Annotated in this window: 20 protein-coding genes; 17 read left to right on the forward strand and 3 right to left on the reverse strand. The window is 45.4% G+C overall.

The window, feature by feature from the left end:
* Positions 1 to 206: 206 nt before the first annotated feature.
* From QVE09_RS29345 to QVE09_RS29365, 5 genes are all read left to right on the forward strand, one after another.
* Positions 207 to 1,553 (forward strand): cytochrome ubiquinol oxidase subunit I, encoded by a 1,347-nt coding sequence (locus QVE09_RS29345; RefSeq protein ID WP_253440938.1) that lies wholly within the window; start codon positions 207 to 209, stop codon positions 1,551 to 1,553.
* Positions 1,550 to 2,584, forward strand: coding sequence for a cytochrome d ubiquinol oxidase subunit II (locus QVE09_RS29350; RefSeq protein ID WP_315939688.1), 1,035 nt, complete (start codon positions 1,550 to 1,552; stop codon positions 2,582 to 2,584). The genes QVE09_RS29345 and QVE09_RS29350 overlap by 4 nt, the downstream gene beginning before the upstream one ends.
* An 8-nt stretch (positions 2,585 to 2,592) precedes the next feature.
* Complete coding sequence (gene cydS, locus QVE09_RS29355) at positions 2,593 to 2,790, forward strand: cytochrome bd oxidase small subunit CydS family protein (protein WP_315939689.1); 198 nt, start codon at positions 2,593 to 2,595, stop codon at positions 2,788 to 2,790.
* 71 nt (positions 2,791 to 2,861) lie between these two features.
* Positions 2,862 to 3,908, forward strand: coding sequence for an MBL fold metallo-hydrolase (locus QVE09_RS29360; protein WP_315939690.1), 1,047 nt, complete (start codon positions 2,862 to 2,864; stop codon positions 3,906 to 3,908).
* Positions 3,909 to 4,123: 215 nt separating this feature from the next.
* The gene (locus QVE09_RS29365) at positions 4,124 to 5,749 is read left to right on the forward strand and encodes an ABC-F family ATP-binding cassette domain-containing protein (RefSeq protein ID WP_091038559.1); all 1,626 of its coding nucleotides are present in this window, start codon (positions 4,124 to 4,126) and stop codon (positions 5,747 to 5,749) included.
* Between the two features lie 114 nt (positions 5,750 to 5,863).
* On the opposite strand, the gene QVE09_RS29370 is transcribed toward QVE09_RS29365, so the two are convergent.
* The gene (locus QVE09_RS29370; protein ID WP_017692261.1) at positions 5,864 to 6,052 is read right to left on the reverse strand and encodes a hypothetical protein; all 189 of its coding nucleotides are present in this window, start codon (positions 6,050 to 6,052) and stop codon (positions 5,864 to 5,866) included.
* A gap of 290 nt (positions 6,053 to 6,342) precedes the next feature.
* On the opposite strand from QVE09_RS29370, the gene QVE09_RS29375 reads away from it, so the two are divergent.
* Positions 6,343 to 7,230 carry a cation diffusion facilitator family transporter gene (locus QVE09_RS29375; RefSeq protein WP_315939691.1) on the forward strand — a complete coding sequence of 296 codons (888 nt, stop codon included), beginning with the start codon at positions 6,343 to 6,345 and terminating at the stop codon, positions 7,228 to 7,230.
* Between the two features lie 91 nt (positions 7,231 to 7,321).
* Here QVE09_RS29375 and QVE09_RS29380 read toward each other — a convergent pair whose 3' ends face one another.
* Both QVE09_RS29380 and QVE09_RS29385 read right to left on the reverse strand, forming a co-directional pair.
* Positions 7,322 to 7,831: a hypothetical protein gene (locus QVE09_RS29380; RefSeq protein ID WP_315939692.1), complete on the reverse strand. Its 510-nt coding sequence runs from the start codon at positions 7,829 to 7,831 to the stop codon at positions 7,322 to 7,324.
* A 372-nt stretch (positions 7,832 to 8,203) separates the two neighbouring features.
* Entirely contained in the window at positions 8,204 to 8,368 is a 165-nt protein-coding gene (locus QVE09_RS29385; RefSeq protein ID WP_017692264.1) for a DUF1328 domain-containing protein, read from the reverse strand.
* Between the two features lie 220 nt (positions 8,369 to 8,588).
* Here QVE09_RS29385 and QVE09_RS29390 point away from each other — a divergent pair, with 220 nt between their 5' ends.
* The 11 genes from QVE09_RS29390 (at position 8,589) to QVE09_RS29440 (ending at position 21,048) form a co-directional block, all read left to right on the forward strand.
* Positions 8,589 to 9,098, forward strand: a complete 510-nt coding sequence (locus QVE09_RS29390; RefSeq protein ID WP_017692265.1) for a DUF948 domain-containing protein — start codon at positions 8,589 to 8,591, stop codon at positions 9,096 to 9,098.
* Positions 9,099 to 9,166: 68 nt separating this feature from the next.
* On the forward strand, positions 9,167 to 9,700 hold the full coding sequence (locus tag QVE09_RS29395) for a hypothetical protein (RefSeq protein ID WP_315939693.1): 534 nt from the start codon (positions 9,167 to 9,169) through the stop codon (positions 9,698 to 9,700).
* A gap of 94 nt (positions 9,701 to 9,794) precedes the next feature.
* Positions 9,795 to 10,139 carry a YflT domain-containing protein gene (locus QVE09_RS29400; RefSeq protein ID WP_017692267.1) on the forward strand — a complete coding sequence of 115 codons (345 nt, stop codon included), beginning with the start codon at positions 9,795 to 9,797 and terminating at the stop codon, positions 10,137 to 10,139.
* Positions 10,140 to 10,673: 534 nt separating this feature from the next.
* Positions 10,674 to 11,843, forward strand: a complete 1,170-nt coding sequence (locus QVE09_RS29405) for a PP2C family protein-serine/threonine phosphatase (RefSeq protein WP_315939694.1) — start codon at positions 10,674 to 10,676, stop codon at positions 11,841 to 11,843.
* A complete protein-coding gene (locus QVE09_RS29410; RefSeq protein WP_315939695.1) occupies positions 11,840 to 15,565 on the forward strand; it encodes a response regulator in 3,726 nt (1,241 codons plus the stop codon). Before QVE09_RS29405 ends, QVE09_RS29410 begins: the two co-directional genes overlap by 4 nt.
* Positions 15,566 to 15,651: 86 nt before the next feature.
* Positions 15,652 to 16,524, forward strand: coding sequence for a CheR family methyltransferase (locus tag QVE09_RS29415; protein WP_017692270.1), 873 nt, complete (start codon positions 15,652 to 15,654; stop codon positions 16,522 to 16,524).
* Positions 16,525 to 16,540: 16 nt separating this feature from the next.
* Complete coding sequence (locus tag QVE09_RS29420; RefSeq protein ID WP_315939696.1) at positions 16,541 to 18,217, forward strand: response regulator; 1,677 nt, start codon at positions 16,541 to 16,543, stop codon at positions 18,215 to 18,217.
* An 86-nt stretch (positions 18,218 to 18,303) separates the two neighbouring features.
* Positions 18,304 to 18,642 carry an STAS domain-containing protein gene (locus QVE09_RS29425; protein ID WP_036606989.1) on the forward strand — a complete coding sequence of 113 codons (339 nt, stop codon included), beginning with the start codon at positions 18,304 to 18,306 and terminating at the stop codon, positions 18,640 to 18,642.
* 18 nt (positions 18,643 to 18,660) lie between these two features.
* On the forward strand, positions 18,661 to 19,113 hold the full coding sequence (gene rsbW, locus QVE09_RS29430) for an anti-sigma B factor RsbW (protein WP_315939697.1): 453 nt from the start codon (positions 18,661 to 18,663) through the stop codon (positions 19,111 to 19,113).
* The gene (locus QVE09_RS29435) at positions 19,110 to 19,883 is read left to right on the forward strand and encodes a sigma-70 family RNA polymerase sigma factor (RefSeq protein ID WP_047841571.1); all 774 of its coding nucleotides are present in this window, start codon (positions 19,110 to 19,112) and stop codon (positions 19,881 to 19,883) included. Before rsbW ends, QVE09_RS29435 begins: the two co-directional genes overlap by 4 nt.
* Positions 19,884 to 20,019: 136 nt before the next feature.
* Entirely contained in the window at positions 20,020 to 21,048 is a 1,029-nt protein-coding gene (locus QVE09_RS29440) for a magnesium transporter CorA family protein (RefSeq protein WP_397387122.1), read from the forward strand.
* Positions 21,049 to 21,065: the final 17 nt, after the last annotated feature.

Below are 21,065 nucleotides of genomic sequence, written 5' to 3' on the forward strand. Positions count from 1 at the left end.
TAATTTGCATCCCATGCAAAAGGAGGACGGCAGGTATATGTTCCGTAAACAAGAGAAAACACTCATTATTGTCTGTCTGGTTGCAGCTGTGGTTGTGCTGTATGCCGTTGTGAAGAGCATCATCCGAATCATGAGTTATTGAGATACACGTTCAAGCAGAGTAACTGCTGTTGTACATAACGATTATGTGAAAGAGGAGTGTAACCATGTCATCCCTGGACCCTGTTTTGCTCAGCCGGATACTAACCGGTCTTACCCTGTTTGTGCACATTATTTTTGCCTCTATCGGTGTAGGCGTGCCACTTATGATTGCCTTGGCCGAGTGGCGAGGACTCCGAACCAATGATATGCATTACACCTTGCTGGCACGCCGGTGGGCGCGAGGTTTTGTCATCACCGTTGCCGTTGGCGTCGTTACAGGCACCTCGATCGGATTACAGCTCAGTCTGCTGTGGCCGATGTTTATGCGGGTAGCGGGTCAGGCCATCGCCTTGCCGCTGTTCATGGAGACGTTTGCCTTTTTTATAGAGGCGATCTTTCTTGGAATTTACCTCTATACGTGGGATCGTTTCAAAAAGAAATATACGCATATGCTGCTGTTGATCCCGGTAGCTCTCGGCTCATCTGCATCTGCGATTTTCATTACAACGGTGAACTCCTTCATGAACCAGCCTCAGGGATTCACCCTGATTAATGGCATCATGAAGGACATACATCCCATTGCTGCCATGTTGAATCCGGCAACACCAACCAAAGTGTCCCATGTACTCGCCTCATCCTACACCTTGAGTGCAGGTATCCTGGCGGGGATCGCCGCCTTCAGTTTGCTTCGGGGACGGGATCATGTGTATTACAAAAAAGCACTGAAACTCACAACGGTATCTGCGCTTGTATTTGCCATCAGCACCGTCATGATCGGCGATTCCTCGGGTAAATTCCTGGCGAAGTATCAGCCGGAGAAGCTGGCTGCCGCAGAATGGCATTTCAAGACGATGAAAGAGGCACCGCTCGTCTATGGCGGCATTCTGGATGAGAACAATGAAGTGAAATACGCGATTGAAATTCCTTATGCTCTTAGCATTTTGGCGGGTAATCGTCCCGATACGGAAGTAAAAGGGCTCGAAGAATTTCCCGCGGATCTGAGGCCACCACTGTCCATTCATTATATGTTTGACCTGAAGGTCACAACGGGAGTGATCATCCTGATGATTCCTGTGTTATATGTATTGCGGCGGTGGTTGCCAGGGCGCAAGCCATATCCCAAATGGCTGCTGCTCGGCATTGTCTTGCTGGGGCCACTGGCCATGATTGCCATCGAACTGGGGTGGATGTTCGCCGAAGTTGGCAGACAGCCTTGGATCTTACGCGGGTATATGAAGGTGTCGGAAGCAGCTACGACGTCAACTTCGGTAGGATGGATGCTAGTGTTGTTCATCTTGCTGTATCTGATCCTGTGTTTCTCGTGCATTCGGGTACTCAGCAAGCTGTTCCGCAACAAGGAAGCAGAGAAGGAACTGGAGTCTCTGGGTCTTGAAGGAGGGATCGTGCATTGAGTTTCGAAATTACAGGTATCGCAATATTGTGGACGTTTTTGTTCGGTTACCTGATCGTTGCTTCGATTGATTTTGGCGCCGGGTTCTTCAGCTTTTATAGCATTTTGACCGGGCACGAGAACAAAATTCATAACATCATTCAGCGCTACCTGTCTCCGGTGTGGGAAGTGACGAATGTGTTTTTGATCTTTTTTGTGGTTGGACTGGTCGGATTTTATCCGGACAGCGCCTTCTATTACGGGACAGCCTTGCTGGTTCCGGGTTCCCTGGCTATTGTGCTGCTTGCGATCCGGGGTGTGTATTACGCCTACAATACCTACGGCAACCATGGGCAGAACAGCCGGATCTATATGGCATTGTACGGGGCGACGGGATTGCTGATTCCGGCGGTATTCTCTACCATTTTGGCGATATCAGAAGGCGGAATTATTGAGCAGGTGGGCGATCAGGTGTTTTTTCGCTGGCGTGAATTTTTGACGAATCCCTATACTTGGTCGGTTGTTTTGCTTGCACTGGTTAGTGTGCTCTACATCTCGGCGATGTTTCTATCCTATTATGCGAAGCGGGCGGGGGATGAGCCGGCATATGAGGTGCTTCGAGAGTACGCGCTGCTCTGGAGTTTGCCAACCATTTTTGCGAGTTTTCTGGCATTTCTGCAAATTAACAAACAGAATCCCGCACACTTTGAGCAGATGGTGAATATTTCGTGGATGTTCATCGCTTCGTTTATTTGTTTTGTCATTGCCGTGTCGCTGGTGTGGAAAAGTAAATATCTAGGTTGGTGCTTTGTCGCTGTCATGCTTCAGTTTGCCTTTGCCTGGTATGGTTACGGGCGATCCCACCTTCCGTACATTCTGTATCCTTACATCAATATTTACGACAGCTTTACGAATCGCACGATGGGGATTGCGCTCATTACAGCGTTTAGTCTGGGGTTACTCGTGCTCATTCCTTCGCTTGTGCTGATTATGAAGCTGTTCCTGTTTGATGCCAATTATGTGCGCGGTAATTCTGGTAAAAAGAAAGGATGAGTCTGTCCATGCTACTGAACATGTTCTTACTCATGACTCCCTTGCTGGATCCACTATCTACCGAGGGAGTCACGGGGATACCCGGTATAACCGGATTGAGCTTTTTTGAGACATTCACCATTATGTACGCCCCTCCACTGATCATTGCGGCTGCTATTGTCTTTCTGTTTGTATATCTGGCCGTATGTAAGAACCCAAAGGATTGATTGGCTGGTACGTCCATTCCCGTTTGGGGTAATCTGTTGTTAAGAAATGAGGAAGGGAGGAGGGCCCTTTCATGCCAAAAATCCGTTATAACAACATTGATAATGTAAGTACGGACAAAACGCTGAAGGAATTCAAGCAATGGAGGGAGCAGCGGCGCAATAAAGTAAAGGACTACTCCTACACCGTGCCCAAACACCCGCCTGAACTGGATTATCTGCATGCTAATCGGGATGACACAAGTATTACCTGGATTGGTCACTCCACGTTTTTCATTCAATATTATGGATTGAACATCGTGACTGACCCGGTGTGGGCCGAAAAAATGGGATTTCAACGAAGGCTCGGTGCCCCCGGCATTCCGATTCAGGATATTCCACCATTGGATGTCATTCTAATATCCCATTCCCACTATGATCATCTGCATCTGGCTTCCTTGCGCAAGCTGATTACAGCCAAGACGTTACTGATCGTACCCGATGGTCTGAAACGCAAGATGATTCGCAAAGGGTTCCATCGATGCCAGGAGATGAAATGGTGGGATCATATGACACTTGGCGGAGTCAAAATAACTTTTGTCCCTGCACAGCACTGGACGCGCCGAACGTTGTTTGATACCAATACGTCCCATTGGGGCGGTTATGTATTGGAATCAATCCATCCTGCAACGACTTCAGCAGCGGAGAGTGCTGCAACAACGAGCAATCAGGATGAGTCATCCACGGAATTAGGGAAGAACGAAACATCCAAAACATCAGGCGGTCCGCCTGTGTTGTATTTTGTGGGTGATACAGGTTACTTCCAGGGATTCAAAACGATTGGAGAACGCTTTGACATTGGTGTTACCCTGATGCCTATCGGTGCCTACGATCCGGAGTGGTTCATGACTTCTCAGCATGTGACACCTGAAGAAGCGCTGCAGGGGTTCGTTGAATCCGGCTCCCAGCTCATGGTACCAATGCATTACGGCACATTCAAGCTGGCGGATGATACGCCCAAGGAAGCACTGGATCGGCTGGAAGTTGAACGTGAACGACTAGGCATTGGTAAAGAGCGGATTAGGGTGCTTGGTCATGGTGAGACGCTCCGCATTCACCACGAGAAAAGCAAACAGGACTAACAAAAGCGAGCCAAATATGTTAATGTAGGGATATGCCTGCATGAACAGTACATTTACCAAATCTTTAATAAGTAAAAAGCGGCCAATTTTCGAATTTGCCGCTTTTTTGTGTTATAATATGGTGCCAGAATAGGCATCGGGATATTGAATCCATGATTTACGCAACTTGCTATTCATGCAGTATGCAGATTAACCAATAAAGGATGGTATGCTTAATGATCAGTACAAGCGGCATCACGCTCCGCTACGGAAAACGTGCACTTTTTGAAGATGTAAATATCAAATTCACACCAGGAAACTGTTACGGCCTCATCGGCGCCAATGGAGCCGGTAAATCAACATTCTTGAAAATTTTGTCCGGTGAAATTGAATCAAACTCGGGAGAGGTGCACATCACCCCGGGCGAACGTATGGCCGTTTTGAAGCAAAACCACTTTGAATATGATGAGTATCCGGTTCTCGAAACCGTAATTATGGGTCATAGTCGTCTCTATGCCATTATGAAAGAAAAAGATACGCTGTATGCCAAAGCGGACTTCACTGAAGAAGACGGCCTGCGTGCAGGTGAGCTTGAAGGTGAATTTGCGGAGCTTAATGGCTGGGATGCTGAGCCGGATGCAGCGGCACTCCTGATCGGTCTGGGTATCGACCGTGACATGCACGATAAGAAAATGAATGAACTAAGTGGTAACGAAAAAGTTCGTGTCCTGCTTGCACAAGCATTGTTTGGTCGTCCAAACAACCTGTTGCTCGATGAGCCTACCAACCACTTGGATCTCGAATCCATTCAATGGCTTGAGAACTTCTTGATGGACTATGAAGGTACTGTTATTGTGGTATCCCATGACCGTCACTTCCTGAACAAAGTATGTACGCACATTGCGGATATCGACTTTGGTAAAATCCAGTTGTACGTAGGTAACTATGACTTCTGGTACGAATCCAGCCAATTGGCACTTGCGTTGCAACGTGATGCCAACAAGAAAAAAGAAGAGAAGATTAAAGAGCTTCAAGCCTTTATTCAACGTTTCTCTGCGAATGCCTCGAAATCGAAACAGGCAACTTCCCGGAAGAAACAACTCGACAAAATCACGCTGGATGATCTTCGTCCATCGAACCGTAAATATCCGTTTATCAACTTCAAACCTGAGCGTGAAGCCGGTAAACAATTGTTGACCGTAGATCGCATCAGCAAATCCATTGATGGTGTGAAAATGCTGAATGATATCAGCTTTGTCGTGAACAAAGGGGATAAAATCGCATTTGTTGGTCCAAACGGGAATGCCAAGTCCCTGTTGTTTGATATTCTTATGGGTGAAACGGAATTGGATAGCGGCGAATACACTTGGGGTGTGACAACAACTCAAGCTTATTTCCCGAAAGACAACTCCAAATATTTTGACGGTGTAGACATGACGCTTGTAGATTGGCTCCGTCAATATTCCAAAGATCAGGATGAAACGTATCTGCGTGGATTCTTGGGACGTATGCTGTTCTCAGGTGAGGAATCCTTGAAAAAGGCAAGTGTACTCTCCGGGGGCGAGAAAGTTCGCTGTATGCTGGCGAAAATGATGCAGACTGGTGCTAACGCATTGATTCTGGATGAGCCTACGAACCACTTGGATCTCGAATCCATCACAGCGCTGAACAATGGTATGATTGATTTTGACGGCACAATGCTGTTTACATCCCATGACCATCAGTTCATTCAAACCATTGCTAACCGGATTATCGAAATTACGCCGAATGGCATCATTGATCGCCAAATGAGCTATGACGAGTATCTGGAAAGTGATGAAATTAAAGAACTGCGCAATAAAATGTATCCGGTAGAAGCTTAAACTAAGCATCAACTACGGAGCATTATTATAGGAACAGCAAAGAACCGCAAGCCTCTGTGAAGAGGGCTTGCGGTTCTTTTTGTAATTCAATGGGTTTCTCTGCGGCTTTAAGACCTAAGATCCACCAGTACGGCGACGTTGGTTGTTAGGCTTCTTGTTGTTTTGACTCTTCATCGCTTTAGGTCCGCCTTCAAAGTAGGCGCTGGATTGGTTACCGGAATTTGCTTGTTCTTTCTTCTGCGCCAGCTTTTGGCGTATAGCATCCTGCAAACTGACCTTTTTCGGTTCGTTATTTTCGCTCATCGTTATTTCCCTCCCGGTCTTACAGTGAGCCGTCCAGATTGGACGGGATGTACCTATTTTATACGTTTTATAAAAGCCCCACAAGGGCAACCTGATAAAATGCTCAAAACCTTTGGTTTTACCCAGGCCAACATTTTTTCTCATTAACTACAGCCCTGCCGTCTGGCAACTTTGTTTCGGCTTGCCTACAGCAATGCAGCCTGGCAACACTGTTTCTGTAGACCCACACGCTCCGCATTTGGTAACATGGAAAAACCGTAATACGAAACGTTAAAGGAGTGTCGCCCGGTTTGAACGCTTATGAAGAAATTCGAAAAGGGGAGCGAGGGGCTTGGGTTAGTATCGTAGCCTATCTCGTCTTATCCGCCTTTAAGCTGATCTGTGGATATTTATTTGCTTCCAGTGCTTTGCTGGCCGATGGTTTCAATAACCTTACGGATATTGTGGCCTCCGTTGCTGTATTGATCGGGCTTCGGATCTCCCAGAAACCACCTGATTCGGATCATGCCTATGGTCATTTTAGAGCGGAGACGGTTGCTGCCTTGGTGGCTTCATTTATTATGGCTATGGTTGGGCTGCAAGTATTAGTTGAAGCCGTCCGTTCCTGGTATGAAGGAGCCTTTGTTGCTCCAAATCTGTGGGCGGCAGCGGTGGCTGTAGTCTGTGCTGTGGTGATGTTAGGCGTATATCGTTACAATCACCGTCTGGCTAAACAAATTAATAGTCAGGCTCTGATGGCTGCGGCGAAAGATAATCGTTCGGATGCCTGGGTCAGCATAGGCGCTGCAGTTGGAATCATAGGTGCGCAGTTTGGACTTCCATGGTTGGATAAAGTAGCCGCCATTGCTGTAGGTCTGTTGATCTGCAAGACAGCTTGGGAGATTTTTCGGGATTCTACACATCGTCTTACCGATGGATTTGATCAGAAGGAACTGACGGATCTCAGATCCTCAGTAGCACGTGTTCCCGGCGTTGAAATGATCAAGGATGTGAAGGCACGTGTGCATGGCAGTCATGTACTTGTAGATGTGGTCATTGAAGTGGACGGGAGTCTAAGCTTGATTGAAGGCCACCAGATCTGTGACCGAGTGGAAGAGCGGTTGAAGCGATCGCATAACATCATGCATGTACATGTACATGTGGAACCGAAGACGGAAGAAGTCACAAGGAACCCTTGAACAGGGAGTGAACATCTTGGAAAATCAAAAGAGGACAGCCGCGATTGTGCGTGCTGTCCTCTTTACTTATCGTTAGAACGATTATACGATGTTACTGAATGGCAACGTGGATCCACGCTTTACCTTTCCAAGTGTACACTTGGACCCACTCGCCACCGTCGAATCCGTCAACCACTTCACCTGTTGTATCGATGACTTGGGAGCCTAATGCACCGATTGGTTTACCGTTAGGTGCATCATAGAACCAAGTGCGCTCCAGGAGGTTTAGCAACATCGTTGGTGCCAGTACTTCATCGCCTGGTTTTACGAGTGGCTCTTCAAACATTTTGTCATCTGTAGTCGTAGCTGGCGTTTCAGTTGTAGTTGAAGTACCTTCTGCACCTGTAGTGTCTGTTGTTGTACCTGTTACAGTCTCAGCAGTACCTTCTACTGTTTCTACAACAGGTTTGTTCACTTCAACAGCTGGAGTTGTCGTCGTTGTTGTAGCCTCTGTTCCTTTTTCCGGAGTTACCGTTCCAGTAACCGCTTCCTCAGCACCTGCAGCGGCAGCCATCGAACCCATCAACGTTAAAGCAGCAGCAAAACTTACGATTTTTTTCATTTTCTTTTCCTCCTCGGTTTGTTATGTAATTTGTTGTCCTGTGTTAAAAATAACCAAGCAAGCTACCTTATGAATCACAAATTATAACAATATTTTCTTGCATTCTCCAGTGTCAACTGGCGCATATGTGGGTATATAGCAAGCCTGTAAATATCATACTTCAGTGGGATAAATCCGGGTTGGCTATCTCAAAAAAGTCCTGTTTTTTTGGGATTCATACGAGAGTGGATTGGAATAAAGCAGAAGGGAGTGAAATACATAATATAGAAAAGTTGACCTATGTCTGAACGCACAAAAGCCAATCGGCTTGGTAGCACGATCGGCTTTTGTATGTATTCGTTAATAATGATTCAGTCATATCAGAGCCTGAGGTTATCGCATTCGGCTGCGTCCCGTAATCAGGGAGATTACGAACAGTACAACAAAGATGAAGAAGAGTACTTTCGCGATTGAAGCAGCTGCTTCAACGATACCGAAGAATCCAAAAATACCTGCTACCAGTGCAATAATTAGAAATAATACAGACCATTTCAACATAAGTATTCATCCTTTCGTTTGCTTGATTGTGGAGTGAGTTGTGTTCACCTCACCGCCTTGTGTAGTCTAACTTTAACCGAGTGCTAACCGCTTGAAACATTAGTTTTTTTTCCAAGCGAAGGCATATATGAAGGGATATATCATATTGTTTCGTCCGGGAAATCGCCGGGTAACTATAGCAATAACAAACTGATGCACATATGGAAAGAGAGGTTCTTCTATGATCTATCAAATTAGCGTGGCCCTGATTGCAGTGGCATTTGCAGTACTGGTATTCTTTTTAATTCGTACCTTGAAATCCGCTCAGGGTTCTTTGGACAATGTCTCACAGACATTGCAAGAGGTACAGAAAACCATTGATGAACTTAGTTATGAAGTGAAGCAGACGGTAAGACATGCCAATGATATTACGGTGGATGTACAGCACAAAATGAAAAAAATTGATCCTGTTATGGAATCTGTTGAGAATCTGGGTGAAGTGTTGAATGAAGTGACGGCAGCAGCTAAACAAGTCTCCACAACGCTGATGGCGAAATTTCAGACCAAACGTAACAACGCTGAACAGACCAAGCACGCTGAATCGGTTCATGTAACTGCACCGCCTGCTACATCAACGGATCGTACCCTGCAATCCTATGAAGCTACATATAATGGTGAAGCAAAGGGCGGGAAAAACTGGATGAAGTATATTGATGTTGCAGCGAATGTATGGCAACGGATGCGCAAGTAACATGACCGCTTTGTAACCCATGAAGAAGCCTTCAGAGCGGTGATGAACCTGATGAAAGGGTGAGAATCATGATGAAACTACTGCTTGTGATGTTTAGCGTAATTTCTCCCTTTTCCGTTCAACCGGCAGCGGTACCCGCTGCTCACGATATGCAATGGACGGCAATGGAAGAGAAGGCGTCAGAGGTAACTCTGGCTGTTGATCGATCCGAGACTTTCCAGCATTTTCGGACTCTGAATGGCATTTCTCTGGATGACACCATGGATGATTTGTTGGCCAAGAAGGGCCAGCCGGGGCATAAGCAGGAAGATCCTTATCTAGGGTGTCCTGAATATCACTTTCATGATGTGAAAGTTGGCTTGTGTGAAGATACGGATGTCATTCAATATGTGCATATCGATGCATCTGAGAATCACATCATGTTAAATGGAGAAAGAATCGAGATGAATATTGAAGCGATCCATCAAGCTCTCGGGAAACCTTATTATGTCGCAGAGGACGGAGAAGTGTTTCTCCGTGGAGACCAGGCTCTGAAGGTATATATGAAGTCAGGCTCTCAGCAGATTGAAGGCATTGATCTTTTTGATGACACAGTTTCCTAGGATTGGTTATTACCGAATCGTTTCAACCCCATATAGTATGGTTATATATTAAGTAGCTCGATACAGAGGATTAAATCAGAGGAGAGTGGAAACGATGAATTCAACCAATGAGCAAGCTTATGCAAAAGTGGTAGAAAACGGAGTCCAGGCGGTAGAAGCGGTGAAAGAATTGCAGATTACCGGATACCTTGCTGATCAAATCTTTGTTCTCGCCCATGAGAAGGATCGTACAGATCGTATTGCTGATACAGCAGATGCCAAAGAAATTGGCATAAAGGAAGAAGGCGTATTTGATTCCTTGGCGAATCTGTTCCGCTCACGTGGTGATGAGCTCCGGGCCAAAATTGTTTCGATGGGCTTTACCGAAGCCGAAGCTGACTTCTACGAGAGTGAGTTAGACAAAGGTAAAGTACTCGTAATTGCCAAAAAGAAAGATTAACCCGATATACGTTCAAGTTGAAGTTTGCTGAACATGGACAAGCTTCTGAATCATTTATGTAAAGTGCTTAACCAAAAACATAGATAAGGAATGGGGCTTTCCCCATTCCTTATCTATGTTTTTGCAAGTTTGGAAGCGGGGTCAGGACGCTGCAAAAACAGGGTGGGTCGCGGGGATAATCCCCTACGATGGTGCCATTTACTGATAGAGGTTGTTCAAAAGGTTCGCTTTTGATTACGAAGGATGCCTAGTGGCATCATCAGCATCGAATATGGAATTCAGCCGAAATGTCCGTTGCTCACGTAGTTTTCCCTACGCTCCGCTACTCCATTTCTAGCTTTATCCCATCTTCTCGGTACTGAAAACCGCCCCTTTTTGAACACGTATTAATAGAGTTTTTTTGTTTTTACGATTATAGTTATACTAGGAATTATTATGTCTACTGCCGTTTTGTATGCAAAATTTGTATAATCAACGTTCGTTTTAACCTAATAAGAATCGACAAACCCGGACGCCACAGATAAGGAGATATCAATGAGAATACTTATTGTTGACGACAATCCGACGAATGTCATTATCATTCGAGAAATTCTGAAAAAAGAAAACTATCGTGACATTGTAACGGCGAGTTCCGCCATGGAAATGTTTGAAGTGTTGGGAATTGGGGAGGAAAGCAACGAACTTCGTCCAAGACCGTCGGATATTGACCTGATTTTACTAGATATGATGATGCCCGAGATGGATGGCATCGAAGCCTGCAGTATTGTGCAGAAATTTGAAAATCTGAAGGATATACCGATTATTATGGTGACTGCGATCGGGGACTCCAAGAAACTTGCCGAAGCATTGGATGCAGGTGCATCTGACTATGTGACCAAACCGATTAATAAAGTCGAACTGATGGCCAGAATTCGACTCGCACTTCGTTTGAAACAGGAGAAGGATTGGCATAAAGAGCGTGATCAACGTATTCAGGATGAGCTCAAGTTGGCAGCGATGGTCCAAAATGCTGTATTAAGTCCGGCAATTAGAGACCCGTTGTTCCAAGTGCATGCCATCTATAAACCATCCTTTGAGCTTGCGGGTGATCTGTATTCTTGGTACCCCCTTGGGGAAGGCCGTTACGGAGTACTGTTGCTCGACATGATGGGACACGGGATATCTTCATCCCTGTTTACGATGTTTATCGCTTCTGTGTTGAAAGATACGGTTACCACTTATGTGGATCCAGAGAAGGTCATTCAGGAGTTGAACCGTCGTTTTAACCAGCTCCATCTGGAGAAACAATTGGTCCAGTATTATTTCACGGCAATTTATCTGGTTGTTGATACACGGATGAAGCGCATTGATTATGTTAATGCAGGGCATCCACCTGCTTTATTTTTCCGAAACGACGGCAGTGTGACCACATTTGACAGCGTCTGCTGTCCTGTCGGTTTATTTGACAAAATGGATATTGAACCACAAACGATCCATTACGAGGGCGACGGGCATATTGCAATCTATACGGATGGCTTATTGGAAGCTGTTCAGGGCGGGCAGGAGGAGCAACATGAATTCCTGATCGAAAAACTGGCCGGCTCCCATCAGTGGGATGAAGCTGCTATGCAGGCACTATTTTTCGACGACGAAATTCCCCAGGACCGGGATGATGATAAATGTCTGGTCTGGATTACTTTGGATAAAGGGGCGGGGGATGAATGAAGATCAGGAATAAACTGCTGATTGGTTTTACCGCTCTGATGGCCATTCTGATCGTGCTCACGTTTGTGAGTTATGAACGGCTAAACAGCAGTAATCAACAGATTGATCAGATGTATCAGGAACGTTATCTCAAAGTAAGGTTCACTTCTGCTGCACGTGGAGAGGTCAATGATATTGCCAAAGTGCTGGCTAACTTGTTATTGAATCCGAACAATTCGATTAGTGCTGCTGAAGGTGACCTGAAGGAGATGAAGGATCGGGGGGATGGTTACCTCGCAGAAGTAAGAAACCGGGCAGACAGTGCACCTGAACATCAACTGGTGGATCGTGTGAATACGGCGTGGACCGCTTATACATCTTATGCAACGAGACAGATCAACCTGATGTCCCAAAACCGGGTAGAAGATGCGAATAACTACCGCAATTCAACAGGACTCGCGGTGCAAAAAGAAACTGTGGATAGTTTGAATGCTCTTTCACGTTATCAGGACCAAGAGATTGATGCCGAGATCAAGAACGCTAACGCAGCGTATACGAGAGCGGTGCAGATCACGATAAGTATCATGATTGCGGGGTTGTTGCTTGCATTGGGTGTCATTATGTGGGTGCTGCCGAGTATTACACGGGGGCTGAACACTGTATCTATGATGATTACCAGTTTTGGTAAAGGGCGTTACCGAACCATTCGGCGCATTCAGGTCAAATCAACGGATGAGATTGGTCAGATTGCCAGTGTGTTCAAAGATGTATCCAGTGATCTGGAAGAAAAACTGGAGATCGAGAGGGCTTATGTACAGGCTCAGCAAGATCAAAACTGGATGAGTTCGAACATCGCAAGAGTCCCGGAGTTGCTTCGGGGGATTGGATCTATTCGCCAAATCTCACAGATGTTTATCAGTGAGTTCACACCTGTGCTTGGTGCTCAGTTGGGTGTTGTCTATCTGATCGATGAGGAAAAACATCCCGACGAACTGAGACGCTACGGTGCATACGCATTTGAAGAGAACGAAGATGTTGGTAAGGAAGTGTATCGCATCGGTGAAGGCCTGATTGGTCAAGCCGCGCTGGATATGACACCGATTATTCTGGAAAATACGCCTGATGATTACGTGCATATTGGTTCAGCTTCAGGCTCAACACGTGCTGCGGGTATCATGATCTATCCTGTCGTGTTTGAAGATGAACTGATTGGTGTAGTTGAAGTGGCTTCCTTTGAAGGTTTCAATGAACTGCACAAGCAGTTATTTACACAACTGATTATGAACCTGGGCGTAATTTTGAACAACGTTCGACGTCGTTTGCGTGTGGAGGAACTGCTGCGTGAATCCCAGGCACTGACTGAGGAACTGCAGGTTCAATCGGAAGAATTACAGACACAGCAAGAAGAACTTCGTCGTTCCAATGAGAATCTGGAGGAGCAGACAGAGGCGCTTAAACGTTCAGAGGAATTGCTCCAGCGTCAGCAGGAAGAACTGGAGCATTTCAATACAGAGCTCATTGCCAAGACGCGGGCGCTTGAAGAGCAGGTGCGTGAAGTCGAAGAGAAGAATGACGAAATAGAGAAAACAAAGACACAGTTGGAACAGCAAGCTACACAGTTGTCGATGACAAGCAAGTACAAGTCCGAATTTTTAGCGAATATGTCACATGAACTCCGTACACCATTGAACAGTCTGCTCATTTTGTCCCAGTTATTGTCGGAGAACAAGGGTGGAAATCTGACTGACAAACAGCAGGAATATGCGCAAACGATCTACATGTCGGGCGCGGATCTGCTGAAGATGATTGATGAGATTCTGGATCTGTCCAAGGTGGACGCAGGTAAGATGGATATCAATTATGAGACCGTTCGAATGGAAGAGCTGACCAGCTTTGTTCAGCAGAACTTTGGACCGATGGCGAATAAAAAGGAACTGAACTTGAATATCGAGTTCGACAACGATCTGCCGGAATGGGTATACACCGACAGTCATCGCGTCAAACAGATTTTACGGAATTTGTTGTCGAACGCATTTAAGTTTACCAATCGAGGTTCGGTTAGTCTGATTGGACGACGGATGAAACCGGAAGAGCTGCCGGGTTATATGAACACCAATCAGCAATATCTCGGATTCAGTGTGAAAGATACGGGCATTGGCATTCCATCGGACAAGACGGATCTGATCTTTGAAGCGTTCCAGCAAGTAGACGGGACTACAAGCCGGAAATACGGTGGAACTGGCCTGGGATTGTCCATTAGCAGGGAGCTGGCACGTTTGCTTGGTGGCGCAATACAGGTGGAATCATCCGAAGGGGAAGGTAGCTGCTTTACCTTATACCTGCCGGATAATCATGAAGAGGAAGCGCTGGCGGAGGAAGGTGCTTCAAGAGAAGCGGCTGTATCCTCAGAGGATCTTTATGAACAGTCCATCGAAACACGGACCATGCTTTCAAGTCATCAGTCCATTCTCTCTCCTGATCCGGAGCGTAGCGTGGGTAAAGATCTGTCTCCTTCCCATACTCCAGATGTCACGCAGATCGAAGATGATCGGGAGAATATCATGGAAGGCGACAAAATTCTCCTCATCATTGAGGATGATGTGAACTTTGCACATATTTTGATGGATATGGCGAGAGGAAGAGGATTCAAAGCACTTGTTGCCCTTCAAGGTGATAAAGGACTTGAAATGGCACGTCAATATCTGCCGGATGCCATTATCCTGGATATTCAACTGCCGGTGATGGATGGTTGGACCATTCTGGGCGAGCTGAAGAGCAGTTCGGCAACACGTCACATTCCGGTACATGTGATTTCAGTCATTGATGATATGAAGCAAGGGCTGATGATGGGTGCCATTGCGTATCTGAAAAAACCTTCGAGCAAGGATTCACTGGATAAAGCATTCTCGCATATCAAATCATATACCGAGAATCAATTGAAACGACTGTTGATCGTCGAAGATGATGAGATTCAGCGTAAAGCCATTATTGAATTGATTGGTCATGATGATGTTGCAATCACCGCTGTATCGACAGGTAGTGAGGCTTTGAATGAATTACACAGCCAGCGTTATGACTGTATGGTACTGGATCTGATGTTAACGGATATGACCGGGTTTGAGTTGCTCGACCAGATTCGCGATGATGAATATCTGAACGATCTGCCGATTATAATTTATACAGGCAAAGAACTGGATTCCAAAGAAGAAATGAAGCTGCGCAAATATGCGGAATCCATCATTATCAAGGATGTGAAGTCACCGGAACGTCTGCTGGATGAGACCACTTTGTTCCTGCATCGGGTAGAAGCCAATTTGCCGGAAGACAAGCGTCGAATCTTACAGAAACTACACAACAAAGAAACGTTGTTTGAAGGCAAAAAAATATTGCTTGTAGATGACGATATTCGTAATGTATTTGCCCTTTCAAGTGTCCTTGAAGGCTATCGGATGGATGTAACGTTTGCAGAGAACGGCCGAGAGGCATTGGAGATTTTGGAGAAAAATCCGGAGTTTGATCTGGTACTGATGGATATGATGATGCCAGAAATGGATGGTTATGAAGCGATGACACGAATCAGACAGATCCCGCAGTTTGAAAAGTTGCCAATTATTGCGCTCACGGCCAAAGCGATGAAAGAGGATCGCGGTAAATGTATTGAGGCCGGAGCATCTGATTATGTGAAAAAACCGATCCAGACCGATCAATTGTTATCCTTAATGCGCGTATGGCTGTATTCGTAAGTTCATTATTCGTATGCTCATTGTTTGGGTAATGAAAGACAATACGACGAATACGCAAGTAACAAATGAAGAAGTGGAGAGAACTTATGACACCGTGGGAACCTACCGAGACGGGGGCAGATTTGGTCCGTATGCCGCAAGATGAAGAACGCGAGCTGATCGAGATTGAGTTGCTGTTGGAAGGCATGCACCGTTTATATGGATATGATTTTAGAAACTATGCCCTGCCATCCCTGAAACGAAGAATCTGGCATCATGCACATGCTGAAGGTGTTAAGAGCATATCCGGCTTGCAGGAGCGTGTTCTTCATGACCGCTCCGCGTTTGACCGTTTTGTACAGAACTTATCCATCCCTGTAACGGAAATGTTTCGAGATCCTTCGCTTTTCCGAATGTTTCGGGAAAAGATTATTCCTATCCTGAGAACCTACCCGTATATCCGAATATGGCATGCAGGATGCTCTACGGGAGAGGAAGTTTATTCGATGGCGATCATGTTGCATGAGGAAGGACTGTATGACAAGGCAAGAATCTACGCAACGGATATGAATGATCGCTCTTTGCAACAGGCCAAAGAAGGCGTATATGGTATTGAGAAAATGAAACTATTTACTACAAATTATTTGGAGGCAGGGGGTACCAGAGCCTTCTCCGAGTACTATACAGCGAAATACAATTCGGTGATATTTCATCCTTTTCTAAGGAAGAACATCATTTTCGCCGAGCACAACCTGGCAACAGACCGGTCATTTAACGAGTTTAATGTTATCTTTTGCCGTAATGTCATGATTTATTTTAATGATGAACTGCGGAACCATGTGCACGGGCTGTTTCATGAGAGCTTGAGCCACTTTGGTATTCTGGTTCTGGGGTCAAAAGAATCGATACATTTTACAGAGTTCAGTGATACCTATGAGCCGTTAGACCGGACCGAAAAAATATACCGGAAGATCAAATAGGGGGTTAGCGTTAGCCATGGGGCTCAATGAACCAATCCACATATTATTGGTAGATGACCGCCCTGAGAACTTGCTTGCTCTTGAAGCAGTTCTGGAATCGGAACAATATAAACTCGTTAAGGCAACTTCCGGAGAAGAGGCACTCCGCTGTCTGCTAAAAGACGAATTTGCGGTTATCGTTCTCGATGTGCAGATGCCTGGAATGGACGGAATTGAGACAGCAAAGTTAATTAAGGCACGGGACAAGTCCAAGGATGTGCCGATTATATTCATCTCTGCGAATAGCAGAGAAGCGGAGCACTTGTTTGCCGGATATTCAGCTGGGGCCATTGATTACATGGTTAAGCCATTTATTCCTCAGATTTTGAAATCCAAAATCGAGGGCTTTGTGGAGATGTTTATCACCAATAAACGACTGAAGACACAGACGATGCTGCTTCACCAGAAGACACAGGAACTGGAGAAGATGAACCAACAACTCATTCAGGCCAAGGAAGAAGCAGAAATTGCAGCCAATGCAAAGACCGAATTCCTGGCGATGATGAGTCATGAGATTCGTACACCGATGAACGGAGTCATCGGTATGGTGGATCTGCTGATGGAGACGGAACTGAAGGAAGATCAGAAGGAATATGCAGATATCGTTCGTCGCAGCGCAGATGCACTTGTCACGGTTATCAACGACATTCTTGATTTTACCAAGATGGAATCCGGCAAAATGGAACTTGAAGAGCATCCCTTTGAAATTGTCTCCTGTATTCGGGAAGTGTTGGGATTGTTTGCTGCAGAAGCAGGCAAAAAGAATCTGGAACTGGATTATTTCCTGGAAGACTCTGTCCCTGAATTAATCTATGGAGATATGGCAAGGCTCCGTCAGGTTCTCTTGAATCTTATTGCAAATGCGATCAAATTCACCGATCAGGGTGGAGTGTATCTGATCGTGTCAGTTAAGGAAGAAAAGGATGGACAAATGGCATTGGAGTTTGCTGTTAAAGATACCGGGATAGGTATTGCTTCAGACAAAGTTGATCGTCTGTTCCAGCCGTTTTCCCAGCTGGATACATCAATGACACGTAAATACGGTGGAACTGGCTTAGGACTGGCAATATGCAAGACTCTGGTTGAAATGATGGGTGGACAGATCTATCTGGATACAACAGAGCAACGGGGAGCCACATTTGTATTTACAATTCAGGCGAAACGTTATGTAGAAACTGAACTTGTCCAGAGGAACGGGGAAGATAAGCCGACGGATGTGAAGAATGAGAATAAATATCCAACGGTATTAATTGTAGATGATCATCCTATTAACCAGAAGTTGATGGCGATTATGCTTGGCAAGCTTGGGTTGCTCTCAGACATTGCTGAAGATGGGCAGAGTGCACTCGATATGGTGAATGGCAGCAGCTATCCCTATGACTATGTGTTTATGGATCTGCAGATGCCTGTTATGGACGGTTTGGAGTGTACACGGCGGATTCGAGAGAGCCTGTCCCAGTCCGATCAGCCAATCATTATAGCCATGACTGCTAACGTGATGGAAGGTATTCAGCAACGCTGTATTGCTGCCGGCATGGATGATTATATTAGTAAACCGGTGAAAATGGGTAATGTAAAACAGAAAATAGCCCAGTTTCAGAAACAACGACAAATGTTAAACCCAGGCCCTTCAGCCATGAATCAGGCCAATTGAAACATTTGCCAAACTTCTTTCTGTTTCACTCGTGCTGAAGTTGGGTTATTAGGTAAGGAAACCATTGATCAGGAGAGAGATGTCTAATGAATACAAATAAAAATGAAAAATTCAATGCAAGAACCGAAACTCAGGACGGCGTGTGCACGGTGTATCTGACTGGCGAACTGGATTTGTCGGTTGCTCCTGACTTCCGCTTGGTGATGGAGCCGCTCGTGGATAACAAGGAACAAGATCTTGTGATCAACATGAAAGAATTGAAGTATATCGATAGTACAGGGATTGGTATCCTGTTATCTGTTCTGAAGGCAAGACACGGAATGGAAGCTCGCTTTGAAGTACAGGAAGTTCCTGCGCAAATTCAGAAACTTTTTGATATGACGGGCATCGCCAAATTCTTTGTCACACAGAAGAATTCCCAATAGGAAAGGATCGAAAAAGGAATGAATGCAGAAGTTCAAAGAGTCACCCTTAATTTACCTGCGACAGCTGATTACGTTGATATTGTAAGACTCAATCTTTATGGAGTAGCATCCAAAATGGGATTTTCTTATGAAGACATTGAGGATATGAAAGTTGCTGTATCCGAGGCCTGTAACAACTCTGTATTATATGCCTACTCACATGAAGGCGGCATGGTTGAAGTTGTGTTCGAAGTGGATGGCGAAACATTGTCCATTACTGTCAAGGACGAAGGTTCCAGCTTCGAAAACATGAATCCTGCTGTGTCACGTGCCGGTCTTCACGACAAAGAACTGACAGAAGCACAGATTGGCGGACTTGGGTTCTACCTGATGCAAGCCTTGATGGACGATGTCAGTGTGGAAAGTGAGACGGGCAAAGGTACGAAAGTAGTACTCGTAAAACGTCTTGCAAGAAGTGAGGAGAAAGTATGAATGAAAAAGTGACTCCCCCAGAGTCCATGTCTGAAGCTATAGGTTTGATCTGGGAATACCAGCAGACCCAAGATAATGAAATTGCAACAGTTCTTATCCGTAAATATGAACCGATGGTCAAAATGGCAGCAGGTAAAATTGCTCGGAATCGCCCCGATCTATACGAAGACTTGTATCAGACCGGGCAGATGGCCTTGATTCGTTTGCTGAAGCAATACGATATCAACCTGGGTATTCCGTTTGAACCTTATGCCATGAAGAGCATGATCGGTCATATGAAGAACTACTTGCGTGACAAATCCTGGTATATTCAGGTTCCCCGGAGGATTAAGGAAAAGGGAGCCCTTGTGCAACATGCCATTGATGAGTTAACCGTTAAGCTGGAGCGCTCACCCGGTGTGAACGAAATTGCTGAATACCTTGATTTGACTGCAGAAGAGACGATTGAAGTTCTGGCTGGTCGGGAATGTTACCACTATGTATCACTGGATTCTCCTTTATCTCAGGATGACAGTGCAGCAACATTGGGTGAACTGATCAGTGCAGATGTTAATGACTATGATTCGGTCGAAAAACGGATGGACTTGCAACAGGCATTGGGACAATTGAAGGAACAAGAGCAGCAGGTACTTATTCTAGCATTCCAGGATGGCCAATCTCAGCGGGCAATTGCCCAGAAGCTTGGTGTTTCACAGATGAGTGTATCTCGGATTCAGAAGCGAGCTACAGAGAAATTGAAACAGATCATGTCTAATGCTTCAATGTTATGAAAAATGGAACCCTAATGTTGTTGAGTACGGCATAAAGAAGGACACGTCATTGCGCTGAAATGCATACGTGTCCTTTTTGGGATCAAAAAAGACGGATATGCAATGAACGAACATAAGTGCAGGAGTGGATAAAGTGATTGCGAACCAAATCAAGTTGGAAGCCCGCCGTGACAAGTTATCTTGCTCGGACCATTGGCAATGGTGGGATTGGGTTGCACCTGACACCGATAGCATGAACGATGCTTTGGAGGAGCTGACAGAGGCATTTCCAGATATGCAGTATTGGCTTCATAAAATTCCGGAAGTCGAATCGAATTATTTGTCCGTCCGTTTTGTGAATGGTACAGAACCAGTCATATTTGGTTCATTGCTGTATGCGGTCAAGAATGAGAGAGACGACCAGCGTCAAGATAATCAGATGTTTTTTTATGTCGATCGCAATAACCTGGTTACCTTGAATATGGATGACAATACACGATGCATTATGAAGACGGATGAACGTGCCCATATGTTACAGCAATGTAGTGAAGCCAGGGACGGGATGTTTGTACTTTTTCGAGCTATACTGCATTACTACCATGTGGGGATGGATCATTTTGAGATGAACCTGCGTGATCTGGAACGGAAGATGGAATCCCGCAATGCTCGCACGTTGATGGACCAGATTCTCGCCGCTCGATTTGAATTACTGTATTGGAGTAATCTGTTCATCCCTTACTCGGAACTGATGGCTGCTTCGCATGAAGCTTACCTTGATGAAATAAATGAAAATCGATACTTCCAACAGCTCCAACATCGAGTAGAGCGAATGGAACGTTTGTTTAGTCACTACGAGAAAGAAATCGATACGTTAATCTCCATTGATAATGCAATCTCCGGTGTACGTGGCAATGAGATCATGAAAACACTGACGATTGTCACCGCTGTGTTCATACCTGCCACGGCAGCTGGCGCGATATGGGGGATGAACTTCGAGAACTTACCCTTTATCGACAAATCATGGGGAGTTGTACTGGTCCTTGTTGTCATTATCTTAAGCATGATCAGCATGTATGTATGGCTGATGATGAAAGGCTGGACAGGAGATCTGCTGAAAGTGAAATCCTCGCAGCCTTCAGCTGAAGAGACCGAGAAAAAAGGAGAAACTGAAAAGCGTAAGGGGTAGCCTACTGTTGGCTAGTC

The organism is Paenibacillus sp. ClWae2A, assembly GCF_032452295.1.
Taxonomy (GTDB): domain Bacteria; phylum Bacillota; class Bacilli; order Paenibacillales; family Paenibacillaceae; genus Paenibacillus.